This is a genomic window from Streptococcus sp. oral taxon 431, from assembly GCF_023115445.1.
Taxonomy (GTDB): domain Bacteria; phylum Bacillota; class Bacilli; order Lactobacillales; family Streptococcaceae; genus Streptococcus.
This window is the reverse complement of record NZ_JALDUI010000019.1, coordinates 1-23,006: the sequence shown is the minus strand read 5'-3', so window position 1 is coordinate 23,006 and position 23,006 is coordinate 1. Positions and strand designations below refer to the sequence as shown.

The following is a 23,006-nucleotide window of genomic DNA, read 5'->3' as shown; positions in this document are numbered from 1 at the left end:
ATTGTTTAAGAAAAATAAAGACATTCTCAACATAGCCCTGCCAGCCATGGGTGAAAATTTCTTGCAGATGCTCATGGGGATGGTAGATAGCTACTTGGTAGCTAATCTGGGGTTGATCGCCATTTCGGGTGTGTCTGTAGCTGGAAATATTATCACCATTTATCAGGCTATTTTTATTGCCTTGGGAGCGGCTATTTCCAGTGTCATTTCCAAAAGTTTGGGACAGAAAGATCAATCTAGACTAGCCTATCATGTGACAGAAGCACTTAAGATTACCCTACTACTGAGTTTAGTTTTAGGTGTCTTATCCATCTTTGCAGGACGAGAGATGATTGGCCTTTTAGGAACAGAAGCGTCTGTAGCTGAGAGTGGTGGACTTTATCTATCATTGGTGGGTGGTTCAATTGTTCTCTTGGGCTTGATGACTAGTTTGGGAGCCTTGATTCGCGCTACCCATAATCCGCGACTTCCGCTTTATGTTAGTTTTTTATCCAATGCTTTAAACATCCTTTTTTCAAGTGTCGCCATTTTTATCCTTGATATGGACATAGCTGGTGTAGCTTGGGGGACCATCCTATCTCGTTTGGTCGGGGTTGTGATTTTATGGTCACAACTAAAACTTCCATATACGAGGCCAAGCTTTGGACTGGACAAAGACTTGCTGACTCTGGCTTTGCCTGCAGCGGGAGAACGTCTCATGATGAGGGCTGGTGATGTGGTCATTATTGCCCTGGTTGTTTCCTTTGGGACGGAGGCCGTCGCAGGGAATGCTATTGGTGAAGTCTTGACTCAGTTTAACTACATGCCTGCCTTTGGTGTCGCTACGGCAACAGTTATGCAGGTAGCTCGAGCAGTTGGGGAAGATGATTGGGCAAGAGTAGACAACTTAAGTAAGCAAACTTTTTGGCTATCTCTCTTTCTCATGTTGCCCTTAACACTTAGTATCTATGCTCTCGGAACGCCCCTAAGTCACCTCTACACCAGTGATCCTGTGGCTATTGAAGCCAGTGTTATGGTGACACTGTTCTCACTACTAGGAACTCCTATGACGACGGGGACAGTCATTTATACAGCTGTCTGGCAGGGGTTGGGAAATGCACGCCTCCCCTTTTATGCGACAAGTATCGGAATGTGGTGTATCCGTATCGGAACAGGGTATCTGATGGGAATTGTTCTTGGTTGGGGCTTGCCTGGTATTTGGGCAGGAACGCTTTTGGATAATGGTTTTCGCTGGTTCTTCCTGCGCTACCGTTATAAGCAATATATCTCTTTGAAAGGATGACATATGAAAAAAATTGGATTTATCTGGGATTTAGATGGGACCTTGTTAGACTCTTACGAGGCTATTTTAGCAGGAATCGAAGAGACCTTTGCTCAGTTTGACATTCCTTATGATAAGGCTGAGGTTCGTGCCTTTATTCTAAAAACTTCCGTTCAAGATCTGTTGGAAAAGGTGGGAGAAGAAAGAGGCTTGGATGCTGATATGCTCAATCAGGTTCGTGCTCAGAGTTTAGCTGAAAAGAATGCTCAAGTGGTTCTGATGCCGGAGGCGCGTGAAATCTTAGCTTGGGCAGACCAGCAAGGGATTGAACAGTTTGTTTATACCCATAAAGGGGACAATGCTTTTACTATTTTGGAGAATTTGGGTTTGGCTCACTATTTCACAGAAATTTTAACCAATCAAAGTGGCTTTTCTCGGAAGCCTAGTCCAGAAGCTGCGATCTATCTTCTAGATAAGTATGAACTAGATCCACAGCAAACTTATTATATCGGTGATCGGACTTTGGATATCGAATTTGCTCAAAATAGTGGGATTCAGAGTATCAATTTTCTTGCCTCTCCTGCAACTTGTAATCAACAGATAGAGCATTTAGAAGACATTAGTTCGCTTTCCTTCTAGAATTTTCTTCAAGAAGAATGTGTCAGCCTGATGACAAGAAACTAACAAACTATTTCAAGTAATGTGATTTGTTACAACGAATGTACAGTTCTGTTAAATAGCCCCAAAAGGGCTTTTTTTCTATTTTCTTTGTGTTATGATAGACAGGTACTACATTTGAAAAGGAGTTTGATAGTATGAAGAAAAGAATTATTTTAGCATCAACAGTAGCCTTGTCCCTTGCCCCTGTATTGGCAACTCAAGCAGAAGAATTAGTATGGACAGCGCGTAGTGTTGAGCAAATTCAAAACGATGTTACCAAGAGTGAGAATAAAACAAGCTATACGATTCAGTATGGTGATACCTTAAGTACCATTGCCGAAGCTTTGGGAGTGGATGTGAACGTTCTTGCTAACTTGAACAAGATTAGCAATATTGATTTGATCTTCCCTGAGACAGTCCTTACAACAACTGTCAATGAAAAAGAAGAAGTGACAGAGGTTGAAATTCAAACCCCTGATACAGTTCAAGGTGGCGAAGGAACAACTGCAATAGCAGATTTGACAACCAACCAAGTCACTGTAGATGACCAAACTGTACAGGTTGAAGATTTAACTCAACCAGTTGTAGAAACAACTGTAGCTGAGCCAGTGGCAGAAGCAACAACAGAAGCTGTTACAGAAGTTGTAGCACCGGTAGAAGAGTCAGTAGTAGAAGCCACTACTGAAGTTGCAACACCAGCAGAAGGATCTGCAGCAGAAACAACAACAGGAGCCGTTGCAGAAGTTTCAGCACCAGTGGAAGAGCCGGTCGCAGAAACACCTGTAGTGGAAGAAACGACTACAACAGAAGCACCAGTTACAGAGACTCAATCAGCACCATCAACTTATCAAGCTGAAGCAAGCCAAGGTTCATCAGCTACTTATGCAGCACCAGCAGCACCTGATTATGCAAGTATTGCAGCTTCAAAATCAGAAAATGCAGGTTTTCAGCCACAAACGGCTGCCTTTAAAGAAGAAGTAGCAAACTTGTTCGGAATCACATCATTTAGTGGTTACCGTCCAGGAGATAGTGGCGACCACGGAAAAGGTCTTGCCATTGACTTTATGGTTCCAGTAAGCTCTGCTCTTGGAGACCAAATTGCAGATTATGCTATCCAAAATATGGCTAGCCGAGGTATCAGCTACATCATCTGGAAACAACGTTTCTATGCACCATACGATAGCAAATACGGACCAGCCTACACTTGGAATCCAATGCCAGACCGTGGTAGTGTTACAGAAAATCACTATGACCACGTACACGTATCGATGAACTAAGAATATTAAGAAGTTGGGAACTTGAGTTTCCGCTTCTTTTTTTGTTTTCAAACTCTTAGATAGCGTAAATAAACTCCAGACATAAAATAGAAAAACATAGCCTTGAGGGATTGTGACTAGTAGACTAATTTAACGGAGTAAGCAAAAGACTTGCAAAGTCAATTTATTTGTATTATACTTGACAAGTCAACTATTGATAAATCAAATATAAAAGAAAGGAGAAAATACTAAAAATGCATGAATTACTGTACCAGCTCCATTTAACAGATCAGACCATCACTCAACTTTTTGAGAAACAATTGGGAATTAGTTTGACCCGCTATCAAATCCTGCAATTTTTACTGCAACAGTCACCCTGTAACCAGATTGCCGTTCAGGAGAAGTTACAGATTGACCAGGCAGCCTTGACCCGTCATTTTAAGATACTGGAGTCAGAGGGCTATGTCAGTCGCAATCGGAATCCAATCAATCAGCGAGAAGTCTTAGTTGAATTAACCCAAGAAGCCAAGAATCAACTCTTGGTCAATCCGCCTAAACATCACTTGCGAGTGAAGGAGCAGATGGAGAACATCTTATCCTCTACTGAGCAGCAAGACCTGACAGCTTTGTTGACAAAACTAGTATCAGGGTTAGAAAAAATAGAATTTTAAGGAGAAAACGATGTCAATCATTACTACTATTTTAGCAACTATTGTTGCCCTCGAACATTTTTATATCTTTTATTTGGAGAGTATCGCAACCCAATCAGACGCAACCGGCCGTGTCTTTAATATGGACAAAGAAGAACTAGCAAGACCATCTGTAACCTCATTGTTTAAAAACCAAGGAATTTATAATGCCTTGATTGGGGTATTTATTATTTACGGAATTTATTTCTCACATAGCTTAGAAATCGTAACAATCTTTGTTTTATTTGTCATAGGAGCAGCGACTTATGGTGCCTTAACAGCAGATAAAAAAATCATTTTCAAGCAAGGTGGACCGGCAATCTTAGCACTCTTGAGTATCCTTTTCTTGAAATAAAAACAAACCAGCACTTTCTATTGAAGGTGCTGGTTTTAATCATTCACATTAAACTTTTCTCCGCTTGATTTCGAGTAATCTTTGATAAAAGAAGAATTGACTACTATAGATATAAGGGAAAGTAGGGATGCTCGCAATTCCGAAGCTGATCCAGATAAGGAGATACCAAGGAAGTAGCTGTAAATCAAGAACGAAGCGTTGGAACTTATAGCCTTTCATAAGGAAGCGACTGGTTTTGAGTACGCGGCTTGGCTTGGCAATTCCAATTGCAAGGGTATCACATAGGAGCAGCTCTACTTGGGAATAAGCGTAGTATTGCGGCAGATAGGCAATGGTTCCCAAAATCATCAGAAAGACGCTACCAAAGAAGTAGAGTGCAAAAGTAAGTAGGAAGTGTTCGATATCTGAATTGGTGACGTCGACAGCTGGAAATTCGGGATGAAGTTCTACAAATTTACGAGCCATGGCACTGCTATAAAAGAGCAAGTAGACTCCAAAAAGATTAGGGATGCTCCACAAAAAGAGATAGAAACGCTTGAGCAAGAGAGTCAGAAAGGTCTGGGTGAAGAAGCGATTGTCAAGTAAGGACAGACTATCTTTAAAAGAAAGCTCTATCTCGGAAATTCTGTAAAGATTAATGGTTGTAAAAAGAGCACCAGCTAGGATAATAGAACTTGTGAATCCAACTGCTAGAGGAAAGAGTGAGGACTGGATCAAGCTCATCAAAAAAGTAAAGAAGGATTGCTCAAGAATCCCCTCATCAAGTAGGGATAACGGACTTATGAAGCTGGATAGAATCAGGAAAATGCTTGGTAATAGAAAGACAAGCAATAGACGTGGATGTTCAGCTTGAAACTGTTTAGCTTGTTGACGAACTTCTTTTAAATTAATTTTTGGGTATTTCATTCTTTCATTATACCATAGTTCGTGACAGTTCCTGTTTTTTTTGATAGAATCATACAGTATGCCCTTGGGCACAAAGTAAGAACTGGGACTGTCTTTCCCAGCTTCGGAGGTAAAAAATGTCAGATTCACCAATCAAATATCGTTTGATTAAAAAAGAAAAACACACGGGAGCTCGTCTGGGTGAGATTATCACGCCACATGGAACTTTCCCAACTCCTATGTTTATGCCAGTTGGAACTCAAGCAACGGTTAAAACCCAATCGCCAGAAGAATTGAAAGAGATGGGGTCAGGGATTATCCTCTCTAATACCTATCACTTGTGGCTACGTCCTGGAGATGAGTTGATTGCTCGAGCAGGTGGGCTTCATAAGTTCATGAACTGGGACCAACCTATCTTGACGGATAGTGGCGGTTTCCAAGTATACTCTCTAGCTGATAGCCGTAACATTACAGAGGAAGGGGTAACCTTCAAAAACCACCTCAATGGTTCTAAAATGTTCCTATCACCTGAAAAGGCTATTTCTATCCAGAATAATCTAGGCTCAGACATCATGATGTCCTTTGATGAATGTCCTCAGTTCTACCAACCCTATGATTATGTGAAAAAGTCAATCGAACGTACTAGCCGTTGGGCTGAGCGTGGATTAAAAGCTCATCGTCGTCCACATGACCAAGGATTATTTGGGATTGTGCAAGGCGCAGGATTTGAAGATCTTCGTCGTCAATCAGCTCGCGACCTTGTTAGCATGGACTTCCCTGGATACTCTATCGGAGGGTTGGCAGTAGGTGAAACTCATGAAGAGATGAATGCAGTTTTGGACTTCACCACTCAACTTCTTCCTGAAAACAAACCTCGCTACTTGATGGGAGTGGGAGCGCCAGATAGCTTGATTGATGGGGTTATTCGTGGGGTCGATATGTTTGACTGTGTCTTGCCGACTCGTATCGCTCGTAACGGAACTTGTATGACTAGCCAAGGACGTTTGGTTGTCAAGAATGCCCAGTTTGCGGAGGACTTTACCCCACTTGATCCTGAGTGCGATTGCTACACATGTAAGAACTACACCCGTGCCTACCTTCGTCACTTGCTCAAGGCCGATGAGACCTTTGGTATTCGTTTGACAAGTTACCATAACCTTTACTTCTTGCTCAACCTTATGAAGCAGGTTCGTCAGGCTATTATGGATGATAATCTCTTGGAATTCCGTGAGCATTTTGTTGAAAAATATGGCTACAATAAATCAGGTCGTAATTTCTAAGATTAGTAGACCAAAGCTAAAATCCTAAGTTTTCTCTTAGGATTTTTCTTCTTTTTTTGATAAAATAAAGGTAGTATGGAATGAACATTAGATGGTTTTTTAACTACTCTAATGAACGGAGAATAAACTCGTATGCGTATAAAATGGTTTTCCTTGATTAGGATTACAGGCTTACTCTTGGTACTCTTGTACCATTTTTTTCAGACGGTTTTCCCAGGAGGTTTCTTCGGGGTTGACGTCTTTTTCACCTTTTCAGGTTTCCTAATTACGTCACTTTTATTAGAAGAATTTGGACAAAAAGGTAAGATTGATATCTTAGGATTTTTTAGAAGACGTTTTTATCGGATTTTTCCACCGGTCGTTTTAATGATCCTTGTCGTTATGCCCTTTACTTTCTTGGTTCGGCAGGATTATATAGCCGGGATTGGTGGTCAGATTGCTGGTGTCCTTGGTTTTATGACCAACTTCTATGAAATGTTAACAGGGGGAAGTTATGAATCTCAGTTCATTCCTCATTTATTTGTTCATAATTGGAGCTTGGCTGTTGAGGTTCATTACTATATCTTGTGGGGCTTGGCGGTTTGGTTCTTGTCCAAGCGGGTAAAATCATCTGGACAATTAAGAGGTCTAGTCTTTCTTCTATCATCAGCTGTCTTTATCATCGGTTTTCTTTCAATGTTTATCGGTAGCTTTATCGTTTCTTCCTACTCGACGGTTTACTTTTCAAGTTTTACCCACGTCTATCCTTTCTTTCTAGGTAGTGTCTTGGCCACTTTGGTAGGTGTCCGTCAAACGACTACTCTGATTAAGCGTCTAAATAATACCTGGGATTTGAAACAGCCCTTGCTAGTCTTTGGTGTAGGTTTGGGAGTCTTGCTGCTACTGACTTTTTTTGTGAAATTTACCTATCTCTTTGCCTATTTGATCGGATTCTTACTTGCAAGTCTAGCTGCACTTTTGATGATTGTTTCAGCACGAGTCTTGCATGAGAAAACACCTACGATTGCAGAGCCAAAAGTGATTAGTTTCTTAGCAGATACCAGCTATGCCGTTTATCTTTTCCACTGGCCGTTTTATATTATTTTCTCTCAGTTGATGAGCAATTTACCGGCAGTGATTCTCACCACTATCTTTTCTTATCTCTTTGCAAGCCTTTCTTTCTATGTGATTGAACCTTTCATTGCCGGGAAGAACACTAGCTTATTGCAAAAGATAAGAGAAATTCCGCATATTCAACCAATCTTTGCGGGTAGCGTCGGATTTCTTAGCTTGCTAACACTGATTGTGATGCTCATAGCTCCCCAAGTCGGGGCTTTTGAAACGGATTTGATGGTAAATGGCCTTAATCAAGCTCAAACCAATATCACCCGTACAAAAACCATGGCGGACCAAGCAGAAGCCAGTCACTACAATATTGCTGAAGGTGTATCCATCATTGGAGATTCTGTAACCTTGCGTGCAACACCTGAACTTAAAGAGGTTCTACCAGACGCTCAGACAGATGGTCAAGTCAGCAGAAACACCAAGCAAGCCAATGCTATTATGCTCAACCACAGTCAGAATAAAGTCCTCCCTAAAATAGTCGTTATTGCTACTGGAGTGAATAATCCTGAGGATTATAAGGCTGATATCGATTCTTTGATAACAAATCTACCTAAGGGGCATCAACTTGTACTTATGACACCTTATGAGGGTGATACAACTCAAGCAACTCAGCCTTATGTAGAACAGTATGCTAGCTATGTGCGTGAAGTAGCTCAAAAGTATCCTTACATTGAGGTTGCGGACTGGAATCAGGTATCTAAAGATCATCCAGAGATTTGGAAAGGAACAGACCAGGTTCACTTTGGAAGTGATAATGCCAAACTAGAAGAGGGAGCTAAGCTCTATGCAGAAACGATAGCATCAGCTATCAAGGCCTTGGCAGATAAACCTGTGAAGTCAAAATAATATCTAAAAAGTAGAGATGACCTTTCTCTACTTTTTCTGTTTAGAAAGTATGTCTTAGAAGCTCAATCATTCTCTAAGCTTATCTCTTTAACCTATGCCAATATCCCCGTACTCTAGGTTGTTAGATCTTTGGGTAGTTTGTCTCAACTATGGCAATCACTAGGCTTTCGTTTTTATGGCGGATTACGTCTTGATTGGGAAAAACTTGCCAAATTGTCAGAATTATGAGAAAATAGGTGCAGTTTACAAATGGAGGGAATGCAATGAGAGAAGATATCAAAATCAATGATCGTGCTTTAGCATTAGGGGATCAAATCATTGACAAGCTAGAAAAAGTTTACGATACAGATGTGGAACTAGATGTCTATAATCTTGGCTTGATTTACGAGATTCATTTGGACGAGGCTGGTCTTTGTACAATTGTCATGACCTTCACCGATACTGCCTGTGACTGTGCAGAAAGTTTACCCATCGAAATCGTGGCAGGCTTGAAACAGATTGAAGGGATTGAAGATGTCAGGGTTGAAGTTACCTGGTCGCCTGCTTGGAAGATTACGCGAATCAGTCGCTATGGTCGCATAGCGCTTGGTCTACCACCACGCTAAAATATAAGAGCTCTCTGCTAATAAACAGAGAGCTGTTTTGTTATCAGATTCCTCTAACTGCGAAATAGTGTCCACTTGGATTTGCAAAGTTAAAGTTAGGGAAAGGTTGAGTACTGATCGGACTGGTGGTATCAGTTACTGCAGCTATGCGCTCGTGAAGACTGCAAAGGTCCGCTGATTCAAAGAGTAGGCTAGGTTTCATATCAACTACCTCTGGCGATACCTGACGAATAAAGTCTTTGGCGTAGACAGTAAAAGTCAGTGTACTGTCCGTGTGAGGTTTCATTTCAAAAGTTTCAAACCCCATAATTTCTGATTGATTAAAAACTTCAAAACCGATAGCAGACCAAAAGTCTCTCTCAGCTGCTATATCATCTACGTAGAGCATAATTCCTGTATTTTTTGAAAACATTGTCTCTCCTTCATAATCATAGTTAGAGCAATTATCTTATCACATTTCACGAGATAAGACAAAGGATTAGAAAAAGCAGTCATTTAGCGACTGCTTATTTTCTAGTTATTTTTTACCAGATTGTTCCATATTCCAGAAATCTGTCACGGCACCACGTGATGCAGAAGATACGGTGTGGGCATACTTACCAAGGACACCACGGCTATAGAGTGGTGGCAAGGTTGTTTCTGCCTTACGTTTTTCAAGTTCTTCTTCGGATACGGCCATAGAAATTTCTTTAGTATCTTGGTCGACAGTGACGATATCGCCTGTACGGAGGTAGGCAATTGGTCCTCCATCCTGGGCTTCAGGGGCGATATGTCCGACAACCAGACCATAAGTTCCACCAGAGAAGCGTCCGTCTGTCAAGAGGGCAACCTTGTCTCCTTGACCTTTACCAACAATCATTGATGAAAGTGATAGCATCTCAGGCATGCCAGGACCACCCTTAGGTCCAACGAAACGAACAACGACAACGTCGCCATCAACGATTTCATCTGACAAGACAGCTTGGATAGCATCTTCTTCTGAGTCAAATACCTTGGCTGGCCCAACGTGACGACGAACTTTAACACCTGATACCTTGGCAACTGCACCGTCAGGAGCAAGATTACCGTTCAAGATGATCAATGGACCGTCCGCACGTTTAGGATTTTCAAGTGGCATAATGACTTTTTGCCCTGGTGTGAGGTCTGCAAAATCAGCCAAGTTTTCAGCGACAGTTTTACCAGTACATGTGATACGGTCTCCATGAAGGAATCCATTCGCCAACAAGTACTTCATAACTGCAGGCACACCACCAACTTCGTAAAGGTCTTGGAAGACATACTGACCAGAAGGTTTCAAATCGGCCAAGTGAGGCACACGTTCTTGGATGGTATTAAAGTCTTCAAGTGACAAGTCAACATTAGCTGCGTGGGCAATGGCGAGCAAGTGAAGAGTAGCGTTTGTAGAGCCACCGAGAGCCATTGTCACTGTAATGGCATCTTCAAAGGCCTCACGAGTCAAGATATCTGAAGGTTTGATACCAAGTTCAAGCATTTTGACAACTGCACGACCGGCTGCTTCGATGTCTTCTTTCTTATCAGCAGATTCAGCTGGGTGAGAAGAAGAACCTGGCAAGCTCATCCCCAAAACTTCGATAGCAGTAGCCATAGTGTTTGCAGTATACATACCACCACAACCACCAGGGCCAGGGCAGGCGTTACACTCGAGACGTTTGACGTCTTCAGCCGTCATATCACCGTGGTTCCATTTTCCGATACCTTCAAATACAGAAACCAAGTCGATGTCTTTACCATCTAGTTTTCCAGGGGCAATCGTACCACCGTAGGCGAAAATAGCAGGGATATCCATATTGGCAATGGCAATCATAGAACCAGGCATGTTCTTGTCACAACCACCGATAGCCACAAAGGCATCCACGTTGTGACCGCCCATAGCAGCTTCGATAGAGTCCGCAATGATATCACGTGACGTTAGAGAGAAGCGCATACCAGGCGTCCCCATGGCAATCCCATCTGCTACCGTAATGGTTCCAAATTGAACCGGCCAAGCACCAGCAGATTTGACACCTTCTTTAGCCAATTTCCCAAAGTCATGCAAGTGGATATTACATGGTGTATTTTCTGCCCAAGTCGAAATGACTCCCACAATCGGTGTTTCAAAGTCCTTATCTGTCATACCAGTCGCACGAAGCATGGCACGGTTTGGTGATTTAACCATGCTGTCATAAATGCTACTGCGATGACGTTTATCTAATTCTGTCATTAAGTTCCCTCCCATTTCAGTTTTTACCATTATAGCACATTTTAAAAGCAATGAACAGAAGAAAATTCTTGAATTTTCAGAAAATTCAATACATTGAAATCTTCTTAAAAAATATTGCATTTTTTTATTGACATTTAAAATTAAAGTGATATCATTTAGATATCAAATGCAGGAGGTCATTCTGATGACTGAAAAACTAATCAATTCAAAACCAAATGGTGTAGTAGCCTTGATACTTATCGAGTTGGCACTCGTACTTGGTTTCTTTATATTTATCATGGGTGCTGGTTCGGAAAACGTTTTTGGAATTATTATCGGGCTTTTATTAATCTTAATTGCAGCTCTAGCTCATGCTGGTTTAAAAGTTGTCAAACCTCAGGAAGCACTGGTTTTGACCCTCTTTGGTAATTATACAGGTACCATCAAAGAACCTGGTTTTTACTTTGTCAATCCTTTTAGCATAGCGATCAATCCTGCAAACCACACTCGACTTGGTCAAAGTGGTGATGTTAGCACAAAATCACCTTTTTCAGGGATGAAATCATCAAATGGCAATGATGTAAACCTTGAAATTGGCAAGAAACAGATTTCTCTCAAAGTTATGACTTTGAGTAATTCTCGTCAAAAGATTAACGATTGTTTAGGTAACCCTGTTGAAATCGGAATCGCGGTAACTTGGAGAGTTGTCGATACAGCTAAAGCAGTCTTCAACGTAGATAACTATAAAGAATATCTTTCATTGCAGTGTGATAGCGCCCTCCGTAATATTGTCCGCATCTATCCTTACGATGTGTCTCCGAATGTGGATACTACAGGTGATGGGCAAGCGGATGAAGGAAGCCTCCGTGGTTCTAGTGAGATTGTAGCTAAACGTATTCGTGAAGAAATCCAAAGTCGCGTAGAGGACGCTGGTTTGGAAATTCTTGAAGCACGTATTACTTACCTAGCTTATGCACCAGAAATTGCAGCTGTCATGCTTCAACGTCAACAAGCATCTGCTATTATCGATGCACGTAAAATGATTGTAGACGGCGCTGTAGGAATGGTTGAAATGGCACTGGAACGTCTCAATGAAGGAGAGCTGGTTGAACTAGATGAAGAGCGTAAAGCTGCCATGGTTTCAAATCTCCTAGTCGTTCTCTGTGGCAATCATGATGCACAACCAATTGTCAATACAGGAAGCCTTTATTAGAAATGACAGAAGCTAAAAAAAAGCAAATCCCCCTTCGACTCTCGAATAAGTTATATGCTGCACTCGCATCATGGGCAGAAGATGACTTCCGATCAGTTAATGGGCAAATCGAATATCTTCTCACCGAATGCGTCAAACAACGGAAAAAAGACGGAAAATACGTCTCAGAAACCATTGATGAACCCTTCGAGATTGATATTTAGTCTATTTTCCTATCCATAAGATTGGATAGGAAAATTTTTTTATCTTTTTTTGTCAAGTAACTTTACTTTACAAAAAAGTTTTGATATACTATTAAAGTTGATGAAAATCAAACCTAACTGAATTTATATCTTAAAAGGAGAAAACAAAATGGCAGTACCTGCACGTCGCACTTCAAAAGCGAAGAAAAACAAACGTCGTACACACTACAAAGTAACAGCTCCATCTGTAAACTTTGACGAAACTACTGGAGATTACTCACGTTCTCACCGTGTATCACTTAAAGGATACTACAAAGGACGTAAGATCGCTAAAGCTGCATCAGCTGAATAATAGAAGGGAGATACCATGCGCGTAAATATTACACTTGAACACAAAGAATCTGGTGAACGCTTGTACCTTACTTCTAAAAACAAACGTAACACTCCAGACCGTCTTCAATTGAAGAAATACTCACCAAAACTTCGCAAACACGTTGTGTTTACAGAAGTTAAATAAGGTTTCATTACATTTCAGTACATACTGAAAAACATTGATTTCGTGCGATTTTTAAAATATTGAATTTCATTACAAATCATTTGAAATCAGTTCTATGGCAACCTTTTTGGTAACCTTTTTTGAAATAAAAAAGAAAGTCAACAATCGAAGAATGTAAAGTCCTAAGAATTTTCTAGGACTTTTTTCATTCCTAAAAATTGTTGGAATAGCGTAGTCTTTTCAATAAATTTTAGGAATCTAAAAAAATCTTCCTACAATAAGTAAGAAGATTTTTTATTTTTACTTTCTTAAGTTCTTTTTGGTATACCCTAATCCTAAACCTGCTAGTAACCCCAAACCTAATAAGCCTAGCATCGATCCCTTAGTTCCTGTATTTGGAAGTTGTTTCTTAGATTCTGCTTTTGCATTTGTAGCTTGTGCAGGAGCTTGATATGTTTTATCGTCTTTAGTTCCTACTATAGCCACGTTTACTGGTTTGTTTTGTGCTTTTGCATCCACAACATCAACTACCTTACCGTTAGCGTCAAGGACAGGTTTTACCTCTCCACCTGCGTTGCGGATTGCATCTTCTTTATCTTTCAAAGCTTGCAAGCGTTGTTGTTCAGCAAGGTATGCATCATGGTCAGCTTTGAGTTGCTTAAAGTTCTCATACCCACGAGCCTTAGCTTCTGCGATACCCTCAAGGCGAGCCAATTCTTTCTTAGCAGTTTCCAACTCTGCACGTAGTACACCAAGTTTAGCATTAGCATCAGTAAGCTCTGCTTCCAAAGCCTTAAGGACTTCATCACGTTTAGTGAGAGCAAGTTCAAGCACTGTATAGGTATCAGTAGCTTCTTTAGACGCTTCACGTTTGCGGAAAAGGTCTTCACCTGCTGACTTACGAGCCAAAACTGCTACATCTTGAGCCTTAGTAAGTACTTCCAATTCACCTTTAGCAGTTTCTAGAGATTGGTCAGCAGTAGATTGTTCAGTCTTAGCGTTAGCAAGAGCTATTTTAGCTTCAGCAAGAGCCTTAGCTTTGTCAGTAGCATTTGATTTAGCTAGAGTGAGTACCTCTTTAGCAGTTTGCAAAGCTTTAGTGTCTTGTGCTAGTTTATATTGAGCGTCAGCAAGAGCCTTTTCAAGTGACGGAACATCAATCTTGTTACCTAGCAAATCAGATAGATGAGTACGAGCATTAGCAAGAGCTGTTTCTGCGTTGGTGTAGGCGGTTTGGGCTGATTGGACGGATGTTTTAGCTTCTTGAGAGGATTTGACTGTGTTGTCGTAAGTTGATTGAGCTGTTGAGAGTTTTTCTTGGAGGTTGGCAATCTTTTCGGCTGTGCTTGGGGCAGAGATTACTTTGGTTTTGTCGAATTTGGCTCCATCAGAAACCACATTGTCTGAAATCTTAATATAGTGGATTACAGAAGTAAAGGTAGCATTAGAACGGAAACCAAGACCAGTGTATTGCATGTACCCTGCGTACTTATCTTTTGGCAATACCCCTGACAAACTTGTTGCATGTCCCCACTTAGCATGAGCGTCATTGAATAACATTGAGAGGATATCATCATATATACGTTCCTTAACATCTGCTAGAGTTGTAGTTGTATCGTCACTGAAACCTGCCAACTCACCAAGAAGAACACCGTTATCTTTACCAACTTCGTTCAAAGCTTTAAAGTCGTGACCATACTCTTCTGTTGACTTACGAGCAATTTCGTTAGCAATACGAATAGCATCTTCCGTCACTACTACATCTTTAGTACCGAATTGTTTACGAATTTGATTGATAAGGTCTGCTGCGAATACTGAAAGCTCTTTGCGAGTCTCAAAATCAAGGTTATTGATGTCGACTTTTGTGTTTTGGTCTTTCTTAGATGCTTGAGGGTAAGTTAAATCATAACGATAGACTTCACCGTCTTCGAAAGTAATTTTACCAAACTTTTCGTACTCTTTGAAAGCAAGTGCTTTTAATTTTTCTGAAAGTTCTTTAGTAGGGTTAGCAAAGTACTCTTTAAGAAGAGCAACATACTCTGAACCTAGAGAAATAGTATATTGCCCAGCTGTAACATCTGCAAGCTCTTCTTTGGCACGGTCGAGGTCAGCTTTAGCAGAAGTAACTGCCTTATCTTTGTTAGATTGGTCAGCTTTAGCAGTTGCAAGGGCTGTAGTGGCTTGAGAGAGATTAGACTCAGCGTTAGATACCCCAGTTTGAGCGTCTTTGATAGCTAGGTCTTTGTTAGATTGAGCTTTTTTACCATTATCAAGGTTAGTCTGAGCAGTCTCTACTGCTTGAGTGTCTTCACTAACTTGGTTAGTAAGTGTAACTACCTCTTTTTCAAGTGGAGCAACATCAGTAGTAGATGAAAGAGAATCTACTTTTTTCTGAGCGTCAGCTACCTTATTAGCTGTAGCAGTGGCAGTTTTCTCAGCATTAGATACTAGCTTAGTTTGGTCAGCAACCTTTTCAGCAGTCGCAGATACAGACTTATCAGCGTCAGCTACAGTTTTCTCAGCAGTCGCAAGCTCGTTGGCTTTCTTTTCAGCGTCTGCCTTAGCCTCAGCAACCTTTTCAGGTGTAACAGACTTAGCTTCTTCTACCTTTTTATTAGTTTCAGCGATAGACTTTTCAGCATTAGCAATCGTTGCTTCAGTAGTTGAAACAACTTCTTTCTGCTTAGCTACATCCTGATTAGCCTTATCTGATTCAGCCTTAGCCGTATCTATGTCTTGTTGGGTAGGAACTTTAGGTTTAACCTCGTCCTTAGCAACTACCTTAGTTACAGGCTCATTAACCGCAACTTCTGTCTCACTAGCTGATACCCCAGAGGATACCCCAAAGGCTGTAAGTGCTAAAGTAGAAACAACCATACCGTTGCGCAATTTCTTGATGGTTCCGTGACCTTGTGTGTTTGATTCTAGCATGTAAACTCCTTTATGTCTTAAAAGACTGTTTTATGAATAATATTATACCATATTTTACAGTCTTTCAAATATTATTTTTTAAAGAATTTCAGTCTTTTGATAACGATTTATTCAATGAGATAAACTTGTATGATAGTTATGAGGTACTATCATGACTGAAAAAATAAATTTAAGAGAATTTGTTGCAAAACAAATCAGACTTTTAAGACTGAAAAGCGGAATGACACAGGAATATCTAGCAGAAAAAGCTGATCTGGGATTCAACTATATTTATAGGTTAGAAAATAAACAATTAAACGTTAAGCTGGAAACTATTGAAAAAATCATACAAGCGCTTGAAGTTGATATGAATACTTTTTTTAATATTGAAAATCAAAATCAAAGCGGAGAGTTTTCACAACTCATTGAAGACATTAGAAACCTACCAACAGAAAAAAGAGAACCTACTATAAAAGCTCTCAGAGATATATTGAAACAAATAAATTAAGCCAAGCATTTTTGAACTTGGCTTTTTTAAATTTGCTAATTTAGTTTTTAGTTGCTCCCTTTATATCATGCCTTGTTTTAATACCATCGTAAATTAGTTCAGGTATCTGCTCCCCAGCCAAGCCTTGTCTCGCATTATTGAATAACCAATCCAATAGAAAATATTTATCATAATTTTTACCTGTTAGAGAATTGTAATAATTCATTGCAACTATCCCACTAGTTGCTTTTTCTAGACAATCTAATAAACCTAGTTCTTCTAATTGCTTAGCAAATCTAAGTGAATCTTCTTTTAAATAATCCTGAAATATTTTTTCTTTATATATCGTATCTACAACAGAGAAATTTAGAATTATATCAAATATTTTACTATTTTTTTTAGGTACAGTGAAAGGAACTTGCTTTTTATATTCTTTTTCATATCGTTTTAATTGTGATAAGGATAAATAACCAGATTTTTTAGTATAGATATTATAATCAAAGAATTTTTTTAAAAATTGTTCTTGTGATAGATTAAGTTCATGTCGTTGCTTAAATAAAATTTCAGATAGATTTTTAGAGATAAAATCTATCTGTTTTTCTTTCTTTAAATCAGAAAAATGAAACATATATCTCCTCCTTTTTCACCATTATAACATCTTTTTAAAAAAGTGTCAAAAGTAATGTATTTTACGACACCAAACAATAACAAAACCTTATTGAATAAATGTTTTTATTCGTATAAAATAGTGTCATAAGTTAGCTAACTAATTTAAACATAAAATGATTATAAAGGGGGTGATTCCAATGTAAAATAGCCTAACACTCTGTTACTTAGTGATTATTATTGCTTAACAAGTCCCACAAAGCAATAGTATTTAAAGATTGCGGCGAAAGGAATAAAAGAATGATTTCTTGTGAAGAGGTTGTTGTAACTGTAACTTTATTAGGTTTGAGTCAAGAACTAGACTTTGAAACGAAGCAGGCAACTGGAAACGTAAAACTGGACGTTGGTTTTCGAAATGATACTGGAAAATATATTACTAGAGTCATAAAAGTTAACAACTCGACAGTTTCAGAATACACTTCGTATCTAGATGAAAAAATCAATCTGAGATTACAAAATGTAACATTCTCAGCTTATCTATCTAATAATAGAGCAGCGTTATCTATTAAAGCTGAGAAAGCAACGGTAGAGGAATAAGTATGATTCTAAAAAGAGCTAGATCACCAACTGCTTAAGTTATTTCGTGCTGACAAAAAAATATTTACAAGGAGAGCAAAAATGAAAACAATTTTTGAAGAAGCAATCAGACAAAATCCTTCTATTACTTTTGATCGATGTGTCAAAGAGTGTGAAAAGTTGCTAGGAATACTGGGGAGCGATCAACTAGTTAACTTAAGTCTAGAAGATCGTTTGAATCTAGTGAGTAAGTTTGAATATATATCTTATGAGAGCAAAGGATATCTACACTTACAAGCACTTGTCCCTAGTTATGCTGTAAAAAAAGACTCTCTGCTATTAAAACACAGAGAAAATCCTTTTATCATAACAGCTCAACAACAGCATGCTCAAAAACTATATGATTTGGTTTCTTATAAAACGAATAGCTACCCCTATGGGATGATAATTTATTACGATTTTGAAGCGTGGACGGATGATAAGTTACGTTTGAACATTACGTTAGAGTATAACGATGCGTTTAACAGGAGATAAACTTTAATGATATACATTTTACAGTTAGTACTCTACTTAATATCCATCTTTTCAATACTATACTCAGGGTTTGTATTTGTTAATATGATTATTCTTATCTATACATTGCCTAGCGAAGAGCTACTTCCGAAAGCTATCAAAAACACAAACTTGCAAATTCAACATTTGTTAAAGTTATTTATTGACTCTCAAGAAGAACAAAACTATTATTCAGATTTTCATGCTGAGCTTATACATCAAGCTTCAAAGCTCAGCATATATCTGAACACAATTCATTTTCCAAATGGGATACAACGAGAGGGTCAAGATTTCTATCTCTGGTTATCAAAAATGCCAGTTCAACAAGACTTTGATGATTGGAAAATTCAGCTACGTCAAACGGTACGTAGTTACAATGATAACCTTGATGTTATATTTAACATGGTAGAGGAAGAACCTTATTTAAAACTCAAAATTAATCTGATCACTAAGGAAGATTTAAATCGTCTTAAACATAGTCAGGCTAAACCCCTCTACAGTGACGAAGGAGAAATTTGATGACACTTAAATTGAATGTACTGAGAAAAGAAAGCAGCAACGAACCTATTGAATGGAACTGCAACCGCTTTCCACATCTCCTCATTTCAGCACCCACAAATAGCGGGAAATCTTACTTTGTTAAAAATATATTAAGTATATTAACAATTCATTCGGATGATGCTTCTATCATGATACTTGATTACAAACAAGGGATAGACTATTGGCAGTGGAGACAATTTGATAATGTGTATCTTGGTGATTCCGTTTACAATGGTTTTCGGCAAGCTTATAGCATCTTTGAAAACCGTAGAGCCAATCCTGATAAAAAGTACCCTCCGTTCTTTTTGATTTTTGAAGAGTATCAGAGCACAGTGGAAAGTATTCCCAAAAAAGCCGATAAAGAGGAGTTCTTACAAAAGGTAGGGAATTTATTACGCCTATCGAGACAGGTCAATTTTCATTTTTTGTGTGTTTGTCAACGGATAGATGCTATTGTATTTCCTTCTGGTGGTCGCGAGAACTTTTCTACTAAAGTCTCCATAGGGCGATTAAGTCCTCAAGCCAAACAGATGCTGTTCCCCGATGATGAGGTTAATCGGAACAAAGGACAGGGAGAGGTTAACATTCAATTTGATGGTCAACACGTTATTGAAGCTAGAACATATATCATCAGGGATATGGATAAGGCGGAGCGATTAATTACTGACTTACTTAGTCGAGGACTTCCACTAACTGATGAGGCTGTTGCCCGTAGCCCTTAGGCGGAGGTTTGGCTTACAGCCTCGCCAGCTTTAGCTGGCTAAGTCGGGCTAGTATTACCCCGACTTCATGACAATATGACATTACCTACTAAATACTGATATATCAATAAGTTTCAGCATTATAATTGTCACAACTTATATATGACAAAGGAGAAAAATCATGACAAAAGCAAATAATATTTCATCAGATTATCGTGCTAATAGCTTCTGTTGCGTGTTAAATAACGTTGACAAATTATTTGATAAAAAATCGGATTTTTTTGACAACGACAATTTCAAGCTCAAAACAAAAAGACGAATTCAGGAGTTCCGTAAACTTCTTCCAGATACTGATGTTCCTCTTAGTCCTGAAGAAATCGTTGATTTCTTAATGGAACGATGGATTGCTCGCAACGAAAATGTTGTTTGTGCTGTCAATTATGAAATTGGTGAAAATGGCACACACCATTGCCACATGATACTAGAAGATAAAAAAGCCTTTCGATTTTCTGCCTTACAGAAACTTTATCCTACAATTCATGCCGAACTGACACGAGGCACCAAGGAAGAAGTTATCACTTATCTTGAAAAATCTGGTAAGCATGAGGAAAAGGCCCATACGATAGTAGTCCCCATGAAAGTGCACGGAGAATTGAGGGCTGGAAACCAAGGATTTAGGTCAGAACTGCATTTTATTCAAAATCAGATTGAGAATGGTGCAACCCCTGAGGAGATTATGCGAGGTAATCTGGAATTTCGTAAATACTCTAAGATGATTCGTGAGCATTTCTTTCAGCACAGATTATCTCAGACTCCTGATACCAAAGAATTGAAGGTTGTTTGGCATGTTGGTGATAGTGGCTCTGGGAAGTCTCATACACAAGTTCAACTAAAACAAATTTATGGTCGAGAAAATGTCTATGTATGGACCGACCATGATAATGGTGGTTTAGACCTGTATTGTGCTGAACCTATTCTCTTTCTGGATGAATTCAAAGGAATGGCATACAAAGAGTTCTTAAAGGTAACAGATGTTTATCCAGCTCAACTCCATGCCCGCTACACTAATACTGTAGCATTATGGAATGAAATACACATTGCTTCTATTTTCACACCCAAGCATGCTTATAACTTAATGGTTCCTGAGGGACAACAAGAAATTGATCCCTATGAACAATTACAGCGTAGGCTTACAAAAGTAATCTACCATTTCAAAACCAAGGAAAACGATGGTAGATTTCTATACAAATCAATAACCTATAGTTCTGAAGACTTTGATAACCATACACTACAACAAATTGAGCAACATGCTTATTTGTTTGATAAATGGAACAGGGAAAAGCTAGTCTATAACTTTGAACAAGATGCTTTTCATCATTCCATGACTCCGATTAACAACCAAAAAAATAAAGCTACTACTCAAAAGCCGACCAAAGCAGAAAGTAGTAGCAAATAAGAATTAAGAGATAGGCAGTAGCTTACCCCTACTGCTAGTATCTCATATTTCAATAAATTTTTCCAAAGAAAGTGAGACTAGTATGGCTAGTAATAATTTTGAATTTAAGCAAATTGAACACATGCTTCATAGCATCATTGAATTACTAAAGCACTTAAATAATGAGAAAAGTAAGTCAGGTATCTATACTCAAAAAGAACTTCTTTCCCTACTCAGCATTTCTCCCAATACTCTTAAATCGTGGGAAAGTAAGGGTCTAAAGCGACTAGAACCACCCATTGAGGGTACTAGAACAGTATATTACAGTATCAGTGATGTCATCGAATTTCTAAGCTGTAACTAGAAGAAAAATATGCTAGAATAAGAGTATCAAAAAAGAAAGTGAGCGATACAATCTATTTTAGCTTTTTTCATTCTTCGATTGATTGAAGAGAGCAACCATGAATACAGAAAAAATTATCCATAAAGGGAAAAGTGTTTTAAAGAGAATAAAGAACAATGGCGAAATTAGTTATTCAGCTAAAAGTATCTACTTAGGACTTGATTCTAAAACTGGAAAACCAGTCAAAACAACTATTACCGCTAAAACCTTACGTTCTTTAGACCGTAAAATTATTCAAGCTAAAATTGACTTTGAGGAAAATGACTCAACAAGGAAAGAAACTTTCAATGTTGCTACCTTCTCAGACTTAGCAGAACTTTGGTTTTTAAATTATGAGACATGGGTTAGTTCAGATAATACACTGAACCGAGTTAGGAACTATCTTGACACCTATATACTACCACGATTCGGAGAGTATCAACCTGAAAAAATTACCTCGTCAGATATACAGACTTGGATCAACCAATTAGCAAAAAAATCTAAAGAATCTGTGGATGCAGGTATAAAGAGAGCTGAAAAGGGTTCAGCTAAAGATTTTGGAGCTATTGCCCATAAATTAAGTGATATTTTTGATTTTGGAATAACACATCTTGAGCTCAAATTTAACCCCGCTCAGTCTATCAAAATCCCGCCAAAGCCCAAAAGCAACCAAAAACGTATTATGGTCCTTCATGATGAGGATCTATCTACTTGGTTAAGCATCGTTGATAGTCTGCCTAATACTAGGGCTAATCGCCGATTTAAAGTTATTTGCGATAGTTTACTTGCTTCAGGTATGAGAATCAATGAACTATTAGCATTGACTATCTATGACCTTGATTTTGATAATTCCGAAATACTAGTTAATAAAACACTTGTTTGGAAAAATGCAAAACCAAAATTAGGTTTGAAAGGCGAAGTCGTTTGTAAAAACACACCAAAATCTGATTCAGGTAACAGACGAATAGCTGTTCCGTACCAAATCATTGAGGAGCTTCAAAATTTCCACGATGAGATGAATCTCTATTTCAAGAAAAATAATCTTCCAAAAAGTAAGTTAATCTTTCCTACTATTTATGGTAACTATATGTGCGACAGAAACGAACGTGCAACACTCAAAAAGCGACTGCGTGAAGCTAGTCTGCCAGATTATGGTTTTCACTTATTCCGCCACACTCACGCATCCATGATGTTGAATGCTGGAATGAATTGGAAAGAATTACAAGTTCGGATGGGACACAAATCAATCAAGACTACAATGGACATTTATGCTGAACTTGCTCCTAAGAATCAAACTCAGGCGGTCGATATCTATTTAAACAAAATAGCTGAGCTGACCTCTTAAATCTGTGGCAACCTTTTTGGCAACCTTTGATAGTTTTATCAAAACCAACAACCCTTAAACGTTGATTTAATAAGGTTTCTAGCAACTAAAATAGATTTTAAGTATTCCTTACAGAGGTTAAATAGTGGGTCATTACGTTTCAGTAGAAACGAAAAAACCTTGATTTAACGCGATTCTTGAATTTTCCAATTTCAATGTATTGCAATAAAAATCAACCGAATGACTACACTTTTGACTACATTTTTTGTGAAATAAATTAGATGTTCGGATATATAGAAAACGCTCTAGTCATATTTGTACTGATCCCAAAAAGTTAGACAATTAATTTAAGCAAAGGATTTAGTTCTGTATTGTACAGGACTAAGTCCTTTTCTACCATTTGTCAAGTATATCAAGGTATTTGATGAAAAGTAGTTTGAATTCCATAGTCAAACTAAGGA

At 38.7% G+C, this 23,006-nt stretch carries 25 protein-coding genes; 20 read left to right on the top strand and 5 right to left on the bottom strand.

Annotated features, from left to right (window positions below):
- The first annotated feature begins 1 nt into the window (after window position 1).
- From M1R56_RS09060 to M1R56_RS09040, 5 genes are all read left to right on the top strand, one after another.
- Window positions 2-1,282: an MATE family efflux transporter gene (locus M1R56_RS09060; RefSeq protein ID WP_248035882.1), complete on the top strand. Its 1,281-nt coding sequence runs from the start codon at window positions 2-4 to the stop codon at window positions 1,280-1,282.
- A gap of 3 nt (window positions 1,283-1,285) precedes the next feature.
- A complete protein-coding gene (locus M1R56_RS09055) occupies window positions 1,286-1,900 on the top strand; it encodes an HAD-IA family hydrolase (protein ID WP_248035881.1) in 615 nt (204 codons plus the stop codon).
- A gap of 176 nt (window positions 1,901-2,076) precedes the next feature.
- A complete protein-coding gene (locus tag M1R56_RS09050; protein ID WP_248035879.1) occupies window positions 2,077-3,198 on the top strand; it encodes a LysM domain-containing protein in 1,122 nt (373 codons plus the stop codon).
- Window positions 3,199-3,422: 224 nt separating this feature from the next.
- On the top strand, window positions 3,423-3,848 hold the full coding sequence (locus M1R56_RS09045; protein ID WP_248035891.1) for a MarR family winged helix-turn-helix transcriptional regulator: 426 nt from the start codon (window positions 3,423-3,425) through the stop codon (window positions 3,846-3,848).
- 10 nt (window positions 3,849-3,858) lie between these two features.
- The gene (locus tag M1R56_RS09040) at window positions 3,859-4,221 is read left to right on the top strand and encodes a DUF1304 domain-containing protein (protein ID WP_248035878.1); all 363 of its coding nucleotides are present in this window, start codon (window positions 3,859-3,861) and stop codon (window positions 4,219-4,221) included.
- Between the two features lie 48 nt (window positions 4,222-4,269).
- Here the strand turns inward: M1R56_RS09040 and M1R56_RS09035 are convergent, their stop codons facing one another.
- On the bottom strand, window positions 4,270-5,127 hold the full coding sequence (locus tag M1R56_RS09035) for a DUF975 family protein (RefSeq protein WP_248035877.1): 858 nt from the start codon (window positions 5,125-5,127) through the stop codon (window positions 4,270-4,272).
- A 116-nt stretch (window positions 5,128-5,243) separates the two neighbouring features.
- Between M1R56_RS09035 and tgt the strand changes: the two genes are divergently transcribed.
- The 3 genes from tgt to M1R56_RS09020 all read left to right on the top strand — a co-directional run bounded on the left by tgt (window position 5,244) and on the right by M1R56_RS09020 (window position 8,941).
- On the top strand, window positions 5,244-6,386 hold the full coding sequence (tgt, locus tag M1R56_RS09030) for a tRNA guanosine(34) transglycosylase Tgt (RefSeq protein ID WP_248035875.1): 1,143 nt from the start codon (window positions 5,244-5,246) through the stop codon (window positions 6,384-6,386).
- A 132-nt stretch (window positions 6,387-6,518) separates the two neighbouring features.
- On the top strand, window positions 6,519-8,336 hold the full coding sequence (locus M1R56_RS09025; protein WP_248035872.1) for an acyltransferase family protein: 1,818 nt from the start codon (window positions 6,519-6,521) through the stop codon (window positions 8,334-8,336).
- 263 nt (window positions 8,337-8,599) lie between these two features.
- On the top strand, window positions 8,600-8,941 hold the full coding sequence (locus M1R56_RS09020) for a metal-sulfur cluster assembly factor (protein WP_153225650.1): 342 nt from the start codon (window positions 8,600-8,602) through the stop codon (window positions 8,939-8,941).
- Window positions 8,942-8,984: 43 nt separating this feature from the next.
- Here the strand turns inward: M1R56_RS09020 and M1R56_RS09015 are convergent, their stop codons facing one another.
- Window positions 8,985-9,353: a glyoxalase gene (locus tag M1R56_RS09015; protein ID WP_153225651.1), complete on the bottom strand. Its 369-nt coding sequence runs from the start codon at window positions 9,351-9,353 to the stop codon at window positions 8,985-8,987.
- A 105-nt stretch (window positions 9,354-9,458) separates the two neighbouring features.
- Window positions 9,459-11,162, bottom strand: a complete 1,704-nt coding sequence (gene ilvD / locus M1R56_RS09010) for a dihydroxy-acid dehydratase (RefSeq protein WP_248035870.1) — start codon at window positions 11,160-11,162, stop codon at window positions 9,459-9,461.
- A gap of 184 nt (window positions 11,163-11,346) precedes the next feature.
- Here ilvD and M1R56_RS09005 point away from each other — a divergent pair, with 184 nt between their 5' ends.
- The 4 genes from M1R56_RS09005 (at window position 11,347) to rpmG (ending at window position 13,053) form a co-directional block, all read left to right on the top strand.
- Window positions 11,347-12,354: an SPFH domain-containing protein gene (locus M1R56_RS09005; RefSeq protein WP_248035868.1), complete on the top strand. Its 1,008-nt coding sequence runs from the start codon at window positions 11,347-11,349 to the stop codon at window positions 12,352-12,354.
- Between the two features lie 2 nt (window positions 12,355-12,356).
- Window positions 12,357-12,557, top strand: a complete 201-nt coding sequence (locus tag M1R56_RS09000) for a PTS ascorbate transporter subunit IIC (protein ID WP_248035866.1) — start codon at window positions 12,357-12,359, stop codon at window positions 12,555-12,557.
- 148 nt (window positions 12,558-12,705) lie between these two features.
- On the top strand, window positions 12,706-12,888 hold the full coding sequence (gene rpmF / locus M1R56_RS08995; protein ID WP_000290417.1) for a 50S ribosomal protein L32: 183 nt from the start codon (window positions 12,706-12,708) through the stop codon (window positions 12,886-12,888).
- A 15-nt stretch (window positions 12,889-12,903) separates the two neighbouring features.
- A complete protein-coding gene (gene rpmG / locus M1R56_RS08990; protein ID WP_001265622.1) occupies window positions 12,904-13,053 on the top strand; it encodes a 50S ribosomal protein L33 in 150 nt (49 codons plus the stop codon).
- A gap of 279 nt (window positions 13,054-13,332) precedes the next feature.
- Here the strand turns inward: rpmG and M1R56_RS08985 are convergent, their stop codons facing one another.
- Window positions 13,333-15,963 carry an SEC10/PgrA surface exclusion domain-containing protein gene (locus M1R56_RS08985; protein ID WP_248035864.1) on the bottom strand — a complete coding sequence of 877 codons (2,631 nt, stop codon included), beginning with the start codon at window positions 15,961-15,963 and terminating at the stop codon, window positions 13,333-13,335.
- 151 nt (window positions 15,964-16,114) lie between these two features.
- Here M1R56_RS08985 and M1R56_RS08980 point away from each other — a divergent pair, with 151 nt between their 5' ends.
- Window positions 16,115-16,450, top strand: a complete 336-nt coding sequence (locus M1R56_RS08980; RefSeq protein ID WP_047206714.1) for a helix-turn-helix transcriptional regulator — start codon at window positions 16,115-16,117, stop codon at window positions 16,448-16,450.
- Window positions 16,451-16,490: 40 nt separating this feature from the next.
- Here M1R56_RS08980 and M1R56_RS08975 read toward each other — a convergent pair whose 3' ends face one another.
- The gene (locus tag M1R56_RS08975) at window positions 16,491-17,057 is read right to left on the bottom strand and encodes a hypothetical protein (RefSeq protein ID WP_125450495.1); all 567 of its coding nucleotides are present in this window, start codon (window positions 17,055-17,057) and stop codon (window positions 16,491-16,493) included.
- A gap of 278 nt (window positions 17,058-17,335) precedes the next feature.
- Between M1R56_RS08975 and M1R56_RS08970 the strand changes: the two genes are divergently transcribed.
- The 7 genes from M1R56_RS08970 (at window position 17,336) to M1R56_RS08940 (ending at window position 22,566) form a co-directional block, all read left to right on the top strand.
- Window positions 17,336-17,632 carry a hypothetical protein gene (locus tag M1R56_RS08970; RefSeq protein WP_248035862.1) on the top strand — a complete coding sequence of 99 codons (297 nt, stop codon included), beginning with the start codon at window positions 17,336-17,338 and terminating at the stop codon, window positions 17,630-17,632.
- Between the two features lie 81 nt (window positions 17,633-17,713).
- Window positions 17,714-18,145 (top strand): hypothetical protein, encoded by a 432-nt coding sequence (locus M1R56_RS08965; RefSeq protein WP_248035861.1) that lies wholly within the window; start codon window positions 17,714-17,716, stop codon window positions 18,143-18,145.
- Window positions 18,146-18,151: 6 nt separating this feature from the next.
- Window positions 18,152-18,682 carry a hypothetical protein gene (locus M1R56_RS08960; RefSeq protein ID WP_125450497.1) on the top strand — a complete coding sequence of 177 codons (531 nt, stop codon included), beginning with the start codon at window positions 18,152-18,154 and terminating at the stop codon, window positions 18,680-18,682.
- Complete coding sequence (locus M1R56_RS08955; protein ID WP_248035859.1) at window positions 18,682-19,425, top strand: DUF87 domain-containing protein; 744 nt, start codon at window positions 18,682-18,684, stop codon at window positions 19,423-19,425. Before M1R56_RS08960 ends, M1R56_RS08955 begins: the two co-directional genes overlap by 1 nt.
- A 160-nt stretch (window positions 19,426-19,585) precedes the next feature.
- Window positions 19,586-20,860: a replication protein RepA gene (locus tag M1R56_RS08950; protein WP_248035857.1), complete on the top strand. Its 1,275-nt coding sequence runs from the start codon at window positions 19,586-19,588 to the stop codon at window positions 20,858-20,860.
- Between the two features lie 82 nt (window positions 20,861-20,942).
- On the top strand, window positions 20,943-21,203 hold the full coding sequence (locus M1R56_RS08945) for a MerR family transcriptional regulator (RefSeq protein WP_248035855.1): 261 nt from the start codon (window positions 20,943-20,945) through the stop codon (window positions 21,201-21,203).
- A gap of 97 nt (window positions 21,204-21,300) precedes the next feature.
- Window positions 21,301-22,566 carry a site-specific integrase gene (locus M1R56_RS08940; RefSeq protein WP_248035854.1) on the top strand — a complete coding sequence of 422 codons (1,266 nt, stop codon included), beginning with the start codon at window positions 21,301-21,303 and terminating at the stop codon, window positions 22,564-22,566.
- Window positions 22,567-23,006 lie beyond the last annotated feature (440 nt).